This window comes from Peribacillus sp. NPDC096540 (assembly GCF_050278525.1).
In the GTDB taxonomy this organism is placed as follows: Bacteria; Bacillota; Bacilli; order Bacillales; family DSM-1321; genus Peribacillus.
On the sequence record NZ_JBNNTG010000058.1, the window covers coordinates 1 to 18,234 of the forward strand.

General features: G+C 35.5%; 13 protein-coding genes and 2 pseudogenes. All 15 read left to right on the forward strand.

Annotation, left to right across the window (positions count from 1 at the left end):
• Positions 1-400 (forward strand): RNA-guided endonuclease TnpB family protein (locus ACQKMR_RS26580; RefSeq protein WP_427699960.1); only part of this gene is annotated, 400 nt, incomplete at its 5' end.
• Between the two features lie 2,000 nt (positions 401-2,400).
• Positions 2,401-3,027 (forward strand): YitT family protein, encoded by a 627-nt coding sequence (locus ACQKMR_RS26585; protein ID WP_427699961.1) that lies wholly within the window; start codon positions 2,401-2,403, stop codon positions 3,025-3,027.
• Between the two features lie 475 nt (positions 3,028-3,502).
• The gene (locus tag ACQKMR_RS26590) at positions 3,503-4,915 is read left to right on the forward strand and encodes an amino acid permease (protein ID WP_427699962.1); all 1,413 of its coding nucleotides are present in this window, start codon (positions 3,503-3,505) and stop codon (positions 4,913-4,915) included.
• Positions 4,916-5,395: 480 nt separating this feature from the next.
• Complete coding sequence (phnX, locus tag ACQKMR_RS26595) at positions 5,396-6,214, forward strand: phosphonoacetaldehyde hydrolase (RefSeq protein WP_427699963.1); 819 nt, start codon at positions 5,396-5,398, stop codon at positions 6,212-6,214.
• A gap of 195 nt (positions 6,215-6,409) precedes the next feature.
• Positions 6,410-8,173 carry a sulfoacetaldehyde acetyltransferase gene (xsc, locus tag ACQKMR_RS26600; protein WP_427699964.1) on the forward strand — a complete coding sequence of 588 codons (1,764 nt, stop codon included), beginning with the start codon at positions 6,410-6,412 and terminating at the stop codon, positions 8,171-8,173.
• Positions 8,174-8,346: 173 nt separating this feature from the next.
• Positions 8,347-9,705, forward strand: a complete 1,359-nt coding sequence (locus tag ACQKMR_RS26605; protein WP_427699965.1) for an aminotransferase — start codon at positions 8,347-8,349, stop codon at positions 9,703-9,705.
• A gap of 139 nt (positions 9,706-9,844) precedes the next feature.
• Entirely contained in the window at positions 9,845-10,588 is a 744-nt protein-coding gene (locus ACQKMR_RS26610; protein WP_427699966.1) for a PIG-L family deacetylase, read from the forward strand.
• A gap of 73 nt (positions 10,589-10,661) precedes the next feature.
• Positions 10,662-11,732 (forward strand): YeiH family protein, encoded by a 1,071-nt coding sequence (locus ACQKMR_RS26615; RefSeq protein ID WP_427699967.1) that lies wholly within the window; start codon positions 10,662-10,664, stop codon positions 11,730-11,732.
• 448 nt (positions 11,733-12,180) lie between these two features.
• Positions 12,181-12,891 (forward strand): GntR family transcriptional regulator, encoded by a 711-nt coding sequence (locus tag ACQKMR_RS26620; RefSeq protein ID WP_427699968.1) that lies wholly within the window; start codon positions 12,181-12,183, stop codon positions 12,889-12,891.
• Positions 12,892-12,973: 82 nt separating this feature from the next.
• Positions 12,974-13,267, forward strand: coding sequence for a hypothetical protein (locus ACQKMR_RS26625; protein WP_427699969.1), 294 nt, complete (start codon positions 12,974-12,976; stop codon positions 13,265-13,267).
• 115 nt (positions 13,268-13,382) lie between these two features.
• A complete protein-coding gene (locus tag ACQKMR_RS26630) occupies positions 13,383-13,754 on the forward strand; it encodes a hypothetical protein (RefSeq protein ID WP_427699970.1) in 372 nt (123 codons plus the stop codon).
• A gap of 29 nt (positions 13,755-13,783) precedes the next feature.
• The gene (locus ACQKMR_RS26635; protein ID WP_427699971.1) at positions 13,784-15,052 is read left to right on the forward strand and encodes an erythromycin esterase family protein; all 1,269 of its coding nucleotides are present in this window, start codon (positions 13,784-13,786) and stop codon (positions 15,050-15,052) included.
• 1,008 nt (positions 15,053-16,060) lie between these two features.
• Positions 16,061-16,990: a bile acid:sodium symporter family protein gene (locus ACQKMR_RS26640; RefSeq protein ID WP_427699972.1), complete on the forward strand. Its 930-nt coding sequence runs from the start codon at positions 16,061-16,063 to the stop codon at positions 16,988-16,990.
• 179 nt (positions 16,991-17,169) lie between these two features.
• Positions 17,170-17,442, forward strand: a pseudogene (locus ACQKMR_RS26645) (nucleotidyltransferase domain-containing protein); the annotation flags it as partial.
• Positions 17,443-17,504: 62 nt separating this feature from the next.
• Positions 17,505-18,048 (forward strand): annotated as a pseudogene (locus ACQKMR_RS26650) (GNAT family N-acetyltransferase).
• Positions 18,049-18,234 lie beyond the last annotated feature (186 nt).

The following is an 18,234-nucleotide window of genomic DNA, read 5'->3' on the forward strand; positions in this document are numbered from 1 at the left end:
AATTTCAAATGCCCGAATGGATTACTTACATAAAGTTTCTACCGAAATCATCAAAAACCACGATGTTATTGGAATGGAAGACTTGCAAGTGTCGAATATGATGAAAAATCACAAACTAGCTAAAGCTATTAGTGAAGTATCTTGGTACCAATTCAAAAAAATGTTGGAATACAAAGAAAAATGGTATGGTAAACAAATCGTGACCGTATCTAAAAGGTTTGCTTCTAGCCAATTGTGTTCTAGCTGCGGTTACCAAAATAAAGACGTTAAACATCTGAATCTTCGTGAATGGGATTGTCCTTTTTGTTCTACTCACCACAATCGAGATATTAACGCAGGACTCAATCTAATGAATGAAGCCATAAGGCTTCTAACCGTAGGAACTACGGGAGTAGCCTAATTAATAATTGGCCGATAGGCTAATGTTCTTAGGAATCCCCCACTTCAATCAGACCGTAAGGTCGATAAGTGGTGGGTAGTTCAATATCGTAAAATTTAGGGTTGCGAGGTATTTTTGTTCAAACTTTATTTCAAAGCTACAGTATAGTTTGAATAAATAAATTAGTTTTAATTATCTTGTTTTAGGGGGAAATATTAATAGATTAATTTATTCGTTAGGGCCACAGAATGTGGAAAAAAACTGTGAGTACCCTATCTTTACTAAAGAACTTCAACAGTTACATCGGGATTACCAAAGATGTAATGATATGAGGGTTATGCGAGTGATATATAAGGATATTGAACTTCTAGAAAAGACTATTGAATATATAATTTTGTACGCCTCCCCCAATGGTTAGGCGTTCTTTATTTGTTAAAGTAAGGGAGACCGTCTTAGGACGGTCTTCTTAAGTAAGTAAAGGTTTTCTACCTATTTGTAAAGGGAAAGAATGTTACCTTGTTGATTTTTAGATTTTTTTAAGATAAAGAGACAAAGCAATCCAATAGTAAGAAAGAAAAGACCTATAAAAAATGCCTTTGTTTCTATAAGACAATAAAAACAAGTAAAAGCTGAAAGCCAAAAGAAGCCACTCAGCAACTAATAAGATGTTCATATAAATTCTACGCATTAGATTCTCCCTTCCAAAAAGTCTATTTTTAGATTTTTTTTGGTGAGACGCACTACTGATTATCAGAGGATTTAACTATTAATGTAGATTTTCTTTTTAATTTCATTTCTCTAGCAAGCTGTTTAGCTGCATATCTGGTTTATACGATTTTTCCATTAGACAATTTATAATTATTTATCTTATGACTCCAGTAAAATGACAGGAATCTGGATGAAGATTATTATCTATTGGCTTTCCGTTAAGATCATTACTTGCACAGATTCCCTTAAAGTTATTTTTGCAAGTTTCACAAGTATTTGGTGTAAGAGAGTTTCCCCTTTTGTTCTGAAAAATAAAACCAGGGCTCTGTGATGCAACTAAGTGGGAAACTACCCGACTAAATAATATTATGAAGTGCTTAAAAATAAAAATGGAAACCCTTCTCTTACTTGAGAGTGCTTTTTTTGTTTTAACAAATCACTTTATGGTGTAAAGTAAATCACATTTTGTTCCATATTAGGGAAAAATGGTGCGATTTTCACGCTTAATTAGAGGAAACAAAAAATATAATGAGAATTACATAAGGGACAGGGAGGTTGGAAGAATTGAACACAATTAAAGATGTTATGTTTATTCAAGATATATTTAAACTAACTAAATCGGTTTTAAAGAACATGGTAGCTGATCTGATATTGATACGACCCTTAATAAAAGTGAATTAGCTTTAAGAATCTACCCAATAAGAGAACAATTCAATGAGGATACAATAGCTAAAATTGAAAACTGATAAGGAGAATGAAACGTCTCGGAATCCAATTTTCATACAAAAGATAAGATTCTTAATTTTAGCAATAAAATTCTTCAATTGAGTATTCACTCAAAATGGGTTTGGTTTGCTTTAATATACTCTTAACCGTTCTCGAGCCTATTGGATTGTTCGGGAAGAAATGATGCTGACCGCCACTTGATAATTCCACGATCTTTTATTTTGTCTCCCAATATTATCACTACTTTTGATAATGAATGAATCAGGTTCTGAGAGTAGGACTATTTCAAAAAAAAATTCTTATTAACTTAATAGGAGGTTAAATACAATTCTTGTCAGATTGCATGAATATTGACGGTGATTAGGAGGGCAGAGAGCTTCTAGCAAGGGATTCATTCTACTTTTATCAAAAAGCAGTGGCGGTAAAAAAAACTTAATGTAACTTAAACGAATCTTTAATATTTGAACTTACAAATGAATGTTGTTCATATAGTTCAAGTATAAATATATATATCGAAGGAGGAGAAAGCTTTAACTATCTAATTTTTAGACTCCTTCTTAAATTGTAATAGAAAGGTGACAAAATTAATGAAGGACTTAATTAAAATTATTGTGGGAAATATTTCAATGACCTTTGCCTATGCTTATTTAATTGTACCTAATGAAATTATTAATGGTGGTGTGACGAGTTCCGCGTTACTATTAAATGCTTTATCTGGCTATAACATAGCCATGCTTGCTAATTTTGTTACAGGACTATTATTAATTATATGTTTAGTTTTTCTAGGGAAAGAGTACTTTTTCAAATCAATAGTAAGTTCCCTTAGTTATATGCTTTTTTTAAACTTATTTTATTCACTGAATATAAGCATTAATGTAAACATCATTGTAGTAATTATCATTTCTTCGATTTTGATAGCACTAGGATACTATTTATGTATAACAGCAAATGCATCCACTGTGGGGTTTGATGTTATAGCTTTAATTTTACATCACAATAATAAAAAAATAGATATAGCAGCGACAATCAGGATAATTAATCTTATCGTACTATTATTGGGTCTGCTTGTTTATGGTTATACTTCGATCATTAAGGGTGTTGCGTTTACGCTGATCTTTTCGTCCCTTTTAAAGAAAATGCTTAATAGAAATCAGAAGGCAGTAATGATAGATACCGAAGAACAATTGGACAAAACAGCTAAAACGGAAAAATAGAATTACGAGATCAGGAGTCAGTCTGGTGTTTTGTAAACATAAAAAAAATTATGTCCTAATAATGACTTTTGAATAGTTGTCCAAATATTCTGATTTTTAAATTGACTTTAAAAGAGTCAAAGTGTATTATACACATAGAAAGTGGTACTAACATCATGACGTAGTGATGTTGGTTCCGTTTCGATTGTCATAATAAACTATATGGAGGAGGAATTAAGATAACAGAAAATCTAGAGCTTCGTCTCTTTGGTTACGAGTTTAAGTAATAAGCAGAAAAGACCTATTTTTTTGTGTATGCAGACAAAAGAATAAAGCTAGTGTTTGTTTCGGAAATGTCTATTTATTGGTAAATCCGCTCCGTTTTCAGGTTATGTATGATTTTTATTATGTAGTTGTGTTAAAGAAGCTTGGCTATTTAAGTAGATGTAAGCGTTAAATAGGTGGTTCCCCAAAATACTGAAAGTTGGTGGAGATTATGAAACATCAACAAGAAGAATTGAAACCTGGTCTTAAACAAAGACATTTAACAATGATATCTTTGAGTGGTGTCATAGGAGCTGGTTTATTCGTAGGAAGCGGTATTATTATTGGTCAAACAGGACCCGGAGCGATTTTATCTTACGTATTAGCAGGCTTAATCGTTGTTTTAGTCATGAGAATGCTCGGAGAAATGGCTACAGTAAACCCTAATACAGGATCCTTTGCTGTTTATGCAAGAGAAGGGGTTGGGGAGTGGGCAGGTTTTACTACAGGTTGGTTATATTGGTTTTTTTGGGTTATTGTAATTGCACTTGAAGCAACAGCAGGGGCAGCGATAATACATGAGTGGCTTCCTTCAGTTCCAGTTTGGTTAATAAGTCTCTCATTAATTATTCTATTAAAGCTTACAAATATATTTTCTGTTAAATCATTTGGCGAATTTGAATATTGGTTTTCTATTATTAAAATAGTCAGTATTATTCTATTCTTATGTTTAGGAGTAGCGGTGATTCTGGGTTTAATTCCAGCTATAAAGTCACCTGGCGCTTCTAATCTTTTGAACTTTGGTGGTTTTATTCCTAACGGGATTAGTTCAGTACTTGTTGGTGTAGCGATTGTTTTTCACGCTTTCGTTGGAGTTGAGATTCCAGCCATTGCAGCTGGGGAGACTAGTGATCCAGTAAAGTCTGTAAGAAGTGCATTAAATAGCGTTGTATGGCGTATACTTATTTTTTATATCGGTTCAATTGCTATACTAGTGACACTTTTACCTTGGAATTCAGCATCCTTGCTGAAAAGTCCTTTTGTTGCTGTTCTTGAAATGATGGGAATTCCTTCGGCTGCTTTAATTATGAATATCGTAGTTCTAACCGCTTTGCTTTCCTGCTTGAATTCAGGGCTTTATACGAGCTCTCGTATGTTATTTTCTCTTGCACAAAAGGGTGATGCCCCAAAATTATTTTCAAAAGTGAGCAAGAATGGGGTCCCGGTTTTAGCAGTAATTGCAAGTACACTGTTTGCCTTTATTAGCACAATTTTTAGTTATATTTCTCCTGACAAAATATTTTTCTTTTTAGTAAATTCTTCTGGTGGGATTGGAATTCTTGTCTATCTAGCCATTGCGATATCTCATCTCCGTTTAAGGAAAAGGATGGAAAAAGAGAATCCTGGGATTTTCAAGATTAAAATGTGGTTATTTCCATACTTAACTTATGCAACCATCATTTCTATGATTTCCGTTTTAATATTAATGGCATTTATTGATTCACAGCGTCCACAGTTTATTTTTACGATGCTATTCAGTTTTATAGTTATATGTTCTTTCTTTTTATTTCGACGAAAAAAAGCGAAGTATATGGAGAATGAATTAAATATTGTTCCTAGCCCCCCTAATTCTGAGAAATTCTAAATATAATTAATCTAAATTTCTACGCCATCAATAGACATTAGGAATATGACAATTTAAAGATATACTGATTCAACCTAACCGATTAAATTCAGTATATTTGTTGCTATGTTTGCTTCTATGGATTTCCTCAGATGAAAATTCTTCAATTATCGGCATTTTTTAGCTAGACTATATGATTTCCTTAATATTTATCTGTAAAAAGTACTTAATAGAATTCAGTTTCAGGTAAATCATATTGTTTTACTCTTTAATAAATGATACATTCCTTCATTGTCAGTCCACAATTAACGCAAAGTCTTAAAAAATCTAATAAAAAAATCAACGAACTCTCTAAAGCTACGAAAGAAGATTTACAGTTATTTTTGGAGGAAGTGAAATAGTATTTCCTAATATCCGCATCGATTCACAAAGAGACTTTACGTGCTTTTTTAGAATAAGCTTTTTTTGTGAGAAATCAATAAATTAGGAGGGGGAAATAGAGTGAAAGGGAAGGTTCAGGCAGTTATATTTGATTGGGCGGGCACAACGGTAGATTATGGTTGTTTTGCACCGGTCCAAGGGATTGTAGAAGTTTTTAAAATAAGGGGGATTGATATTACCATTGAGGAAGCAAGAAAACAAATGGGCTTATTAAAAATTGACCACATAAGGGAACTCCTGAAAATGACTCGGATCTCGAAATTATGGGTTGATGCATTTGGGAGAGAACCTAGTGAAGAAGCTGTAAATGAACTATATAGGGACTTTGAGGATTTGTTATTTAAGGTTCTCCAAAATTACTCCAAGCCTGTACAAGGTTTAATTGAACTCGTTAGCAGTTTGAGACAACAAGGAATAAAAATCGGTTCAACAACTGGCTATACTCGTGAAATGATAGATGTTGTAGCAGGAGAGGCAAAAAAATGGGGCTATCAACCAGACTCTATTGTCGCGTCTTCAGAAGTGCCTACAGGACGTCCTGCCCCTTGGATGTGCTTTCAAACGGCTATTAACCTACAAGTATATCCACTAAGTAAGATTGTAAAGGTTGGTGATACAATCAGTGACATCAAAGAGGGGATTCATGCTGGAATGTGGACTGTTGGTGTATTAAAAGGCGGCAGCGAAATAGGCCTTTCTGAACAAGAAATCAACGAAATGGATCCGTATGAGCTCAAAAAGCGAATGAAGAATGCTGAAAATCGTTTTCTAAATGCAGGTGCCGACTTCGTTATTGATGAAATAGGAGATTTATTAGAAATAATTGATAGAATTAATTACAGATTGACAGAAAAAAAAGAAACTTTTATCGGGGGCTAAAACAGATATATTAATAAAAAAATGTGATATTACCACTTTTATCTGTATGTGCAAGGATATCCATTTTAAATAAATTCAAAATATTCAATTTATTCATTGACTGTTCGATGGAATGGTAGTATTATACATCTTATAACTGGTACGGACGTTGCAACGTCATTATCAGAAATACATTAAAGTTAAGGAGAATGTGCAATGGTCGAAACAAAAATGTTAAGAGGAACGAAAGTAAAAATGACACCAAGTGAAGCTATTGTTGAGACATTAGTGGCAGAGGGGGTCAAACATATATCGGGAATTCTAGGTTCTGCTTTTATGGATATGCTTGATTTATTGCCAACAGCAGGCATTCGATTTATTGGAGTTCGCCATGAACAAAGTGCTGCTCATATGGAAGATGCTTATTGTCGTGTCTCAGGTGTTGCTGGGGTTGTTATCGGTCAAAACGGACCTGGAATGACCAATATGGTAACCTCTGTGGCTGCGGCCAATCAAGCTCATACTCCTATGGTAGTAATATCTCCGTCAGCAGGTACACCAACTGTTGGATGGGATGGTTTTCAGGAATGTGATCAGGTTTCCATTTTCAAGGCCATCACAAAAGAAACGGTGAGAGTGACCCACCCAGGTCGAGTCGCTGATTGTCTACGGACAGCATTTCGAATTGCTTATGCTGAAAGAGGACCTGTATTATTTGATATCCCACGTGATTATTTCTATGGTGAAGTGGAGGATCAAATTCTTCAACCACATCAATATCGCGTAGATTCACGAGGATGCGGGTCATCTGAATCATTGGATAGAGCAGCTGAAATTTTAGCTGAGGCTGAGTATCCAGTTATTATTTCAGGTAGAGGGACAGTTGATTCGGATGGTATTGAGGAAATTAAGAATATTGCAGAACACTTGACAGCTCCGGTAGCTGTATCCTATATGCATAATGATGCATTTCCTGCAGATCATCCGTTAGCTGTTGGCCCAATAGGATATATGGGATCAAAAGCTGCTATGAATACACTAAAGAAAGCAGATGTTATTTTAGCGATTGGCACAAGATTATCCGTATTTGGTACATTACCATGTTATGACATTGAATATTTCCCTAAAGAGGCAAAAATAATTCAAATAGATATTAATCCAAGGCAAATCGCTAGAACCCACCCAGTTGAAGTTGGCATTATCGGTGATGCTCGTGAAGCTAGTCGAGAAATTATGAAACGGTTAAAGGAAATTAAACCTAATCTAAAACAAGAAAAAGCGCGGATGGTAGAAGTAACAAATGAAAAACAAAAATGGGAAGAAGAACTAGTAGAACTTGCGATGATAGATGGGACACCAATTAATCCACGTCGAGCTCTCTTAGAATTAACAAAAGTGTTACCTGAGAATGCTATTGTTTCAACAGATATTGGTAATGTATCATCAACTGCAAACGCTTACTTGAAATTTAACCAGAGTCGTAGACACATCGCTGCCCTTACATTCGGAAACACCGGTTTTGCTTATCCATCTGCACTTGGTGCCAAATTAGCTGAGCCGAATACACCAGTTTTAGCAATCGTTGGAGATGGAGCGTGGGGAATGAGCTTACATGAAGTAAGTACAGCAGTTGAAGAAAACATTCCAGTTATCGCGTGCGTCTTTAATAATAATGCATGGTGTGCAGAGAAAAAGAACCAAGTCGATTTTTATAATAATCGTTTTGTTGGTGCAGATATCCAAAATCCGGATTTTGCAGAAGTTGCTCGTTCAATGGGGGCAGTTGGAATTAGAGTGGAAAAACCTGAAGAATTAGGGCCTGTCATAGAGGCGGCAATAAAATCAAACAAACCTACCGTCATTGATATTCAGGTGGATGGAACCCAATTAGCGCCGCCATTTAGAAAAGACGCTTTAAAAATGCCTACTAGATTATTAGAAAAGTACGCTCATTTAGATCATAAAAACTGGGATAAATAATTTCTAAAAAGAATGTTGAAACGGGCGCGATACTTAATGGATGTATTTTGAGTTATCGCGTCTATTTACTCCTTAACATCAATATTTTCATACTCTTGTTTTCTATTTTGAGTTGGATCGGTATAGGTTACTTACTAAAATTCATTTCAATAAATAAAAAGGGGGTTTCAATATTGAAATTAGAAACTGAAACTAAAGACCTTGTTCAAATGGATAAAGATCATTTATGGCATGCGATGCATCGTTATAACGAAAAGGAAAGTCCCATGATTGCAACGGAAGGAAGCGGCTCATGGTTTACCGATACAAAAGGCGATAAATATTTAGATGGGGTTTCTGGATTATGGTGCTTGAATTTAGGACATGGACGAAAAGAAATTGCTCAGGCAGCGTATGAGCAAATGGTGAATTTATCTTACTTCCCATTAACTTTAAGCCATAAGCCAGCTATTGAACTATCTTCTAAAATAAGTGAACATTTAAAAGGTTCATATACAACCTTTTTCACTAACAGTGGATCTGAAGCGAATGAGACCGCTTTTAAAATCGCTCGCCAATATCATTCTCAAAATGGAAACCCGGGGAAATACAAATTCATCTCTAGGTATCGAGCCTATCATGGTAATACCTTCGGTGCTTTAAGTGCAACAGCTCAGGCGAATCGGAGAGTGAAATATGACCCAGCGGTTCCGGGTTTTCTGCATGTGCCACCACCATATAGTTATCGAAGCCCATTTGGAGAAAACGCAGAGAACTCTGACCTCCTTGCAGCAGACTATCTTGATCAGGTTATTAACTTTGAAGGATCAGAGACTGTAGCTGGCGTTATACTTGAACCATTCATTTCAGGCGGCGGGGTCCTTATCCCTTCAAAAGAGTACTTAACAAAAGTTTCGGAAATTTGTAAGAAGCATGATGTTCTTTTAATTGTGGATGAAGTGGTTTCAGGTTTTGGCAGAACAGGAAAAATGTTTGGATTTATGCACTCTGATGGGGTTCAACCTGATATTGTAACAATGGCAAAGGGATTGACCAGCGGTTATCTTCCACTAGGAGCAACAGCTGTGAACTCTAGGATTTACGGAAAATTTAAGGAAAACGGAAATTTAAATCATTTTAGACATGTGTCAACCTACGGAGGTCACCCTGCATCTTGCGCAGTTGCCCTCAAAAACATTGAAATTATCGAAAATGAAAATATTGTTCAACGAGTATCTGAACTCAGTGAATCAACACTAAGTGAACTCTTTGCATTGACTGCTCTTGAAAAGGTTGGAGAAGTGCGTGGAATTGGATTTTTATATGGAATTGAACTAGTAGAAGATAAAAAATCAAAAACACCTGTATCTGAAGAGCTAATGGGAAAGGTAATTGGGGCTTGTAAGAAAAAAGGCCTGATTATTGGCCGAAACGGAGATACAGTTCCTGGATACGGGAATGTATTAATTATTGCACCGCCTTTATCCTCAACTGTTGAAGATTTACACTTTGTCATAGAAACTGTTAAATCTGTTTTGTATGAATTGTGTTAACCCTTAATGTAGATAAAGGCTTCAGATAACTTTATTGGTCACGATTAAAGATGGGCATGATATGTCTAACTGTTTTGACATCCATGTCCTGTTTTTTTTTATATAAATGCTGATAGACTAATACAAAAGCGGAGGTATTATGGTATCTCAAAAAAAGTTATTGGTAATACTTGCGCATCCTGATGATGAGTCATTTCTTTGTGGAGGAACGATCGCCAAAATTTCTAAACATGGTGTACAGGTAACCTTACTTTGTGCAACAAAAGGTGAGATGGGTAGGCGTATGGGCAATCCCATTCTTGCAACGAGAGAATCCTTGCCGAAATTACGAGAACTAGAGTTAAAAAACGCATGTGAAGAATTAGGGATTAACGACCTACGGTATTTAAATTTAAGAGATAAAACAATTGAATTTGAAGACATCGATTTATTAGTGGAGCGAATTGTAAAAGTGATTCGAGAAATTCAACCCCATGTAATAGTAACGTTTGATGAGAAATATGGGGGACATCCAGACCATTGTGCAATTGGTCGTGCAGCGACAATAGCGTTTTCAAAATCCGGTGATTCAGATTTTTATCCAGATTCTGTTTTTTCTGCCTTTAAGGCCAAGAGACTATACTTTGTCCTTTGGCATACATATTATGAAAAATGGATAAAAGAGAACATGCTGAAAAGTGTGACTAAAGTAAATATCTCAGAAACTCTGCAGAAAAAGATTCGGGCTTTAAGGTCTCATCGTTCCCAAACTTTAGCCGTTCCTGAATTATGGGATAATCAAAAACCTACTTTACCTTTTTTAACAGAGTACGAGTATTTTATTAAAGGAAATCCTCCCTATATTATAGAAGAAACTGATCTTTTTCAAACAATAGAAATGTAGCGATGATCCATGATTTTTAAAGCAAACCGGGTTACAAGTTGTCTTTAATTATTTGGAAAGGGGGAAGGAATGAATGCAATTAGAAAAATATAAGCCCCTAGAGGAAACAAGTGAGGAACAACAAAATTCAAAATTACCTCTTCAAGAAAAGAAATCAAGCTTACTATTATGGATTGGTGGTATTGCTTTTACATTTTTTATCGCACTTTTAGGTTTGGGGCTGTCTAAAATTACAGGATTTGATCGAATTGGACCGCTCGCTTGCTCAATTATTATTGCAGTGATTTATCGACAAATTGCTGGCTATCCAGAAAAATTCCGTAAGGGCATTGAATTTTCCGCAAAAAAACTTCTCCGTTTTGCAATTATTTTATATGGTTTGAAATTAAATATTGATGTGATTTTTAATCAGGGTTTGCCTTTATTAGTTCGTGACATAGGAACCGTAGCTTTTGCGATAATCGTAATGGTTCTGATTGCAAAGTGGTTAAAAGCTGATCCTTCAATTTCGCTTCTTCTCGCGGTAGGAACGGGTGTGTGCGGTGCAGCAGCAATCGCAGCAATATCACCTATCGTGAAAGCAAAAGAAGAAGATACTGCAATAGGTGTAGGGATAATCGCCTTAATGGGGACACTTTTTTCTATAATTTATACCCTAATACGACCTATCCTTCCGATATCCGCGTTGGATTATGGGATATGGTCTGGTATCAGTCTTCATGAAATTGCTCATGTTGCATTGGCAGGAGCCCCAGCAGGTGAAGATGCGCTAGCTATTGCACTATTGGCAAAATTAGGCCGTGTCTTTTTGCTTATCCCATTATGCTTCATTTTTATGTATTGGATGAAAAAACGTTCTTCGGAAAAAACGGGTAAAGATGCAAAAATTGATTTTCCATGGTTCCTCGTTGGTTTTATAATGATGAGTTTAATTGGAAGCTATGTGTTTGGAACATATGTCTCAGTTTCTTCAATAGTAATGGAGGGTATTTCTAAAACTACTACATTTATTTTGACTATGGCCATGATTGGGCTTGGACTAAATGTAAGCTTGCAGGCGCTTCGTACAAAAGCCATGCGTCCACTTTTGGCAATGACCATTACTTCGTTGCTTCTTTCTATAATCTCGTATTTTATAGTCTAATGTTAGAGGGTCTTATAATTTGGGTGGCAGCTTCCCAGAGTTGTCTATAAAATCACTATGGAATTATTAAGATGGCATCATACGGAGGTAAGGGTATTTTTTGAGCGAAAACATCTTTTCCATTTTGAACTGTACCCTGAATAGTTGGAGCTATTCAGGGTTTTGTATATCCATGGATACTCGTTTAATTCATACAAAAAGTATGAACTTAGCAAGGATAATAATCACTGGGACCGTTTTGAGAACCAATTACATGTATAAAACTTTTCTGATTGATCGAAAGTGAGCGCTGTAATAGAAAACAAGCAGGGAACATCTCGCGTTTATTTCTAAAGACAAGTATAAGAATCAATTGATACCAGTTAATTTGAATATTATAACAATTTGGTTTACAATATAATCACTGATACGAACATCATAATGTCTTTTTCTGTTTGGAGGAAATTTTATGGAGCTAGACTTTAACAATCCAATCCCATTACATGTTCAATTAAAAATAATTTTAGAAGATCAAATTTTACAAGGTTTTTATAAGGATAAGATCCCAAGTGAAAGAGAACTCATGGATATGTATTCTGTTAGTAGGAGCACAGTAAGAGAAGCTGTATCTATTTTAGTTCGTGATGGGATATTAGAAAAAAGGCATGGTAAGGGGACATTTGTATCTCTTAAACCTGTTCAAGAATGGCTTAAGATGATTAGTTTTACTGAGACTACAAAAAATATGGGGATTAAATTACTAAATCATGGCCGTGTATTGACTCCTGAAAATATAGCTGATGCAAATGGGTTTGAGGATGAATCATACCATATTAAGAGGCTACGGTTACAAGGGGATGTCCCCATAGCAATTGAATTGCATTATTATTCTTTGGACCTAGGAAAAAAATTGACGAAATTCGATTTAAGCACCACAGTATTGTATGATGCGCTCGAAGGTGATCTAAACATTAACTTTTGTGAAGCGGAACAAATTATAACATGCGGCTTTCCAACAAAAGAAGATGCTGAACATTTAGGTATAACAGAAACGATGTGCTTGCTGATTACAGAACGAATGATTTTTGATTCTGATGGTAATTTAGTAGAATATTATAAAGGTTTATTCCGTTCAGATATGTACTCATTTGCTATGAAAATGTCCCGGAAGAATAATTGATTTTGTATTACCGACGCCATGAACTAAGCCTCTCTATTAAAGTAGAGAGGCTTAGTTTTTTTCGGTCCTCAAATCTTGAGAGATGGATTTAGACGGTTTTGAACAGTTTAAAAACACCAGTCAAGTTATTCTATTAAAACTCCATTATCTACAGTATGATTCCCCACCGTATTCAACATTGAATGTCCGTGTAAATGCGGTGAATTTTGATTGTGGCTCCTTTCTTATTTCAAATACAGTTTGTCACTTTTGGATAGCCATATCAGGTGATATTCTGACCGACCCATTCTCACCTAATTATAATGTAGAATCCGAACAAAAAGCATTTAGAAAACAAGTTGGTCCACGTGAAGTTTATGCCGATATAGGCGGTTAAGGCTTGCTTTTTTCCGGGGAAAGTCCTTTTTTCATATTAATTTTTATAGGATTGGTCCCTTAAGGAAAATCTATAACTGAAGATTATTAACTAGGGTGTTAAGGGTGGCTATGGAATGAACAAGATCAAGGATATAAATCCGGAAGATTTAAAAAAGATACTGACTGTAACCAAGCAAATGTCTTTTACAAAAAACTTCAGGTCTGCTACTGCTGAAGAATGGTTTGTTTTTATTCCCGGCTTTAATGATCCAGTTACTGGAGGCGCTGCTGGAAAGGCTATAGTTCACTACAATCTATATGGAAACAAAGATATGTTTATTAACACAACGGTCATTCTGGATGACCATGTCCTATTTGAGGAAGAAAATTTTCAGCTGGTTTACTCCATTTGTGATGAACTTGTAAATCGTCTAGTAGGATACGCTGATACACTACTGTCAGTACACGCAGGTTCAAACTCTTATAATGCTGAATACAAAAGATAATGGTCGTAAGAAGAATAGGAGGAAAAACAGTGCATCGTAATCTGGTTCAGTCAATAATCGAACATTCAGTCCCGCTTACAAGTGAAGCTGATTGGGATAAGCTCGTTCAACAAGTTAAAAATTCAAAATTTGTTTTGCTGGGTGAGGCATCACATGGAACATCCGAGTTTTACACGGCCCGAGTTGAAATAACAAAAAAACTGATTAAAGAAAAAGGGTTCACCTTTGTAGCCGTTGAAGGCGATTGGCCCGCATGCCAGGCGATTAATAGATATGTTAAAGGTTATGACTTAGTAACTAAATCCGCCCAGGATGTTCTTAAAAGTTTTAACCGCTGGCCGACCTGGATGTGGGCAAACGAGGAAATTATCGACCTGATTGAATGGATGAAAGAATACAATGAGTCTGGACAAAGTCAAACAAAAGTTGGATTTTATGGGATAGATATCTATAGTCTTTGGGAATCTATGGATGAAGTGATCCATTACTTAAAACAAATTGATTCACCTGACCTCGAAGCTGCCAGACAGGCATTCACATGTTTTGAGCCATTCAATCGGAATAATGAGGAGTACGCAGTTTCCTCAGGCATTTTTTCGGAAGACTGTATAAATGAAGTAGCCAAATTACTGACAACTATTCAGCGAACAAAAGAAAAATATCCCCATCACGAAGAATTGAATTTGAACCTTCAAGTGAATGCATTGGTAGCGTATAATGCAGAAAATTATTACAGGACAATGGTGGTTCATGACGATAGATCATGGAACATTCGAGATATGCATATGGTGGATGCACTTAATGAAATTATGGATTTTTACGGTTCTGAAGGCAAGGCGATTGTATGGGAACATAATACCCATGTTGGCGATGCCAGCGCTACTGATATGAGAGATTCCGGGATGATAAACGTCGGCCAGGTTATTCGTGAGCAAAACCCAACTGAAAATGTATTTATTGCAGGATTCGGAACCTACAGTGGAACTGTTATTGCGGCAGATGAATGGGGCATGAATTTTGAAGTAAAAACAGTACCCCCTGCAATGAATGGAAGTTGGGAGGAGGGTATGCACCTTTCAGGGGCGTATGATAAGATGCTCATTTTCACCGATGAAAATCGTCATCTATTCAGAGATAGGATTGGACATCGGGCGATTGGGGTTGTGTACAGACCGGAATATGAACAATTTGGAAACTATGTACCCTCTGTAATGTCAGATAGATATGATGCTTTTGTTTATATTGATGAGACTCAAGCCCTTCACCCGATTGTTCATGAAAAAGCACCCGTTGTGTAGTAAAAATACAAAGCCCTTTATAGCATTTCGTGTTATAAAGGGCTTGAAGTTATTACGGTTCCTTAGCTTGCCTATAGAGCCCTACCAACAATGGTGATTATGGAATGCACAATGTGTTATACACCGAAGATAATGTCCTTACTGTTTTAGAAGGAAAGAAGAATATTTAAAGTAGCGAAACTGTTTGTGTGTGGTAAATTTATGGGGCTTTCCAGAATGCCTTTATCTTGTCATTTTTAATGGACTGCTTCATCTAAACCTTTTATCTGTCGAATTACATATTCTTTATTTTTATTTTTAAAATCCGCTAATAATTTTAGTGAGTTTTCAGTGTCCTTTAGGGACAAGCGATCTTCTTCTAAGTACTTTTCCAGAAGTGCTCCTTTTTGAATCAGTCTTCGCGTTCGCTCTTCTAGCTTCGTTTGAAACTTTATGTTCTAGAACTCTCTTCTTTTGCTCCAGAACTTTAATTCTATCCTTCATTTTTTGTAATTCTTCGTTAGGCATATGAATTATCCTTAGCTGGCGTTATGTAAAAATGTTGGATTTACCCGAGCTATTGTCGGTAGAATCACAATAAAGATTTTGAATATTTTAAAATAAATCTCGTTAGAATATATATAATAATCTTGAGCCTTAAATAGGTAAATACTCATGAATCTTATTTAGCAAGAGTTGTTTGAAATGCTCGCTCTAAGTTTATTAAAAAATATAGATCAATACTTATTATAGAAGGAATACTTCAAAAAGGTGCTAAAAAAATAGTGGTAGCATTATTTTAATATTTCTAGACTTGTCAAAGAAGAAAGCTACAGTTTAATAGATGTGGTGTGGGGTAATTAAGTGAATACCCGACTACCTTTGTTGAATAATTTGCATATTCGCACAATCGAGCGTTTTCTAAAGTAAAGCTGTGACTTATTTTCAACAATAATTATCTTACTATTGTTTATATTCAGTGTTCGATATATAATTTAGAAAATTAAATTAACTTTAAAAGAGGTAAAAATGAAAACTTTAGAACGTTTTAGTCAGTTTGTTAGTAGTACATTTGCCATTTGGGTATTAATTTTTGCAACACTTGCTTTTTTGTCACCAAATACATTTTCCTGGATTGGCGGATATATTACCATTTTATTAGGAATTGTCATGTTCGGGATGGGTTTAACCATTACGGTAGACGATTTTAAAGAAGTATTAACGAGACCAAAAGATGTGGCGGTTGGAGTCATTGGTCAGTTTGTTATTATGCCTACTCTTGCTTATCTTTTGGCGAAAGGATTTAATTTACCACCAGAGGTTGCAATAGGAGTTATATTAGTTGGATGTTGTCCGGGCGGAACTTCGTCGAATGTCATGACCTTTTTATCTAAGGGGGATGTGGCCCTCTCTGTAACTATTACGTCTATCACAACCATACTGGCACCATTTGTTACACCTGCACTTATTTTATTATTCGCCAGCGAATGGGTTGATATCGCGCCAAGCTCTTTATTTATTTCGATTGTACAAGTAGTCCTCATTCCGATAATCTTGGGAATTATCGTGCAAAAAGTATTTAAAAAACAAGCAAAGGCCAGTGTGAAAGTGTTACCGTTGGTGTCAGTAATCGCAATCGTAGCGATTGTATCAGCCGTTGTTGCTGGAAGCCAAGAAAAAATCGCTGAAACAGGATTACTTATTTTTGCGGTTGTTATTTTGCACAATACACTAGGTTATATTATCGGGTACCTATTTGCCAAACTATTTAAAATGGATTTACCAAAGAGAAAGGCCATCGCAATCGAGGTCGGTATGCAAAATTCGGGATTAGGGGTTGCTCTGGCATCAGCTCATTTTTCACCTTTAGCAGCTGTACCAAGTGCCATCTTCAGTGTATGGCATAATATTTCAGGCCCTATTTTGGCAACAATCTTTAGACGTATGAAAGATAAATAAGAAACAAGCAATATGAGTTAACTCAAGCTATATAAAACAAGATAAAAAATGAAGAAAATGCAATCATAACTCCCGCATTTTCTTTATTTTTTTATATGTGAAATTCTACTTTGTGTATGATCATTACTTATGGGTAGCGTCAGATAAATAAATTAGAAAATTTCATTTTCTCTTTATCAACAAAGGATTATGATTGGAAATTCAGAAGGGATTTAACGATTTCCCATCCACTTAAGTCAGTTTGGAGTTATTCTGATACAGGCATTCCTTATCTAAATCCAGAAATTGTACTTTTATATAAAGCAAAAAACACAAGAGAAAAAGACCATCAAGACTTTATGGCGATAATAGACAATCTAGATAATCAGAGGAAAAAATGGCTTCATTATGCTATACAATTACACGAACCAGAACACAAATGGCTTCAATTCTTAACTAACGGGGCAGTTTAGTTGAATAACATTTTATATAATATAAACATGGTTAAAATAGGGAAAAATTAGGTGGTGTGTGGATGTTCTCATTCAAAGTAGATAATCAAATAGTGAGTTACTTCAACAGCAGCACCAGAGGAATTATTCAAATTAGTAGATAATAACAGAGAACATTTACGAAAATGGCTACTTTGGGTTGATAAAAGAAAATCTGCACAGGATTTTGAGCCTATCATACCCATATGGATAACCAATTATGCCAATAATAATGGTTTTGATGCTGGCATTAGATATAATGGGGCATTAGTTGGAATGATTGGTCTTCATTTTATTGATTGGAAGAACAAAACTACAAGTATCGGCTATTTTTTGTCAGAAGAAGCACAAGGGAATGGAATAATAACTAAGAGTGTAAGTTCATTAGTGAACTACCTATTTAAAGAGTTGGATTTAAATAGAATTGAAATTCAGGTTGCAGTTAATAACTTAAAAAGTATATCTATTCCACAAAGATTGGGATTTGTTCAAGAAGGAATTAAACGGGATGGACAATGGTTATATGACCATTACGAAGACTTAATTATATTTAGCCTATTAAAAAGCGATTGGGAGAAAATCGAGTAGATTAATTTAAAATAAGGTTATACGACTTCATGCTTAATGAACTTACATGTGCTATAGCTGAAGATCGGAGCTGTCTTTAAGGCGGCTTTTTCTTGTGTGCCAGGCATGGCAACTATCTAGGTGGTGAAAGTCCACTGTGGGGGTACACATCGACCAACCACTAAGGAAGCGCAAGGTACTTATCGT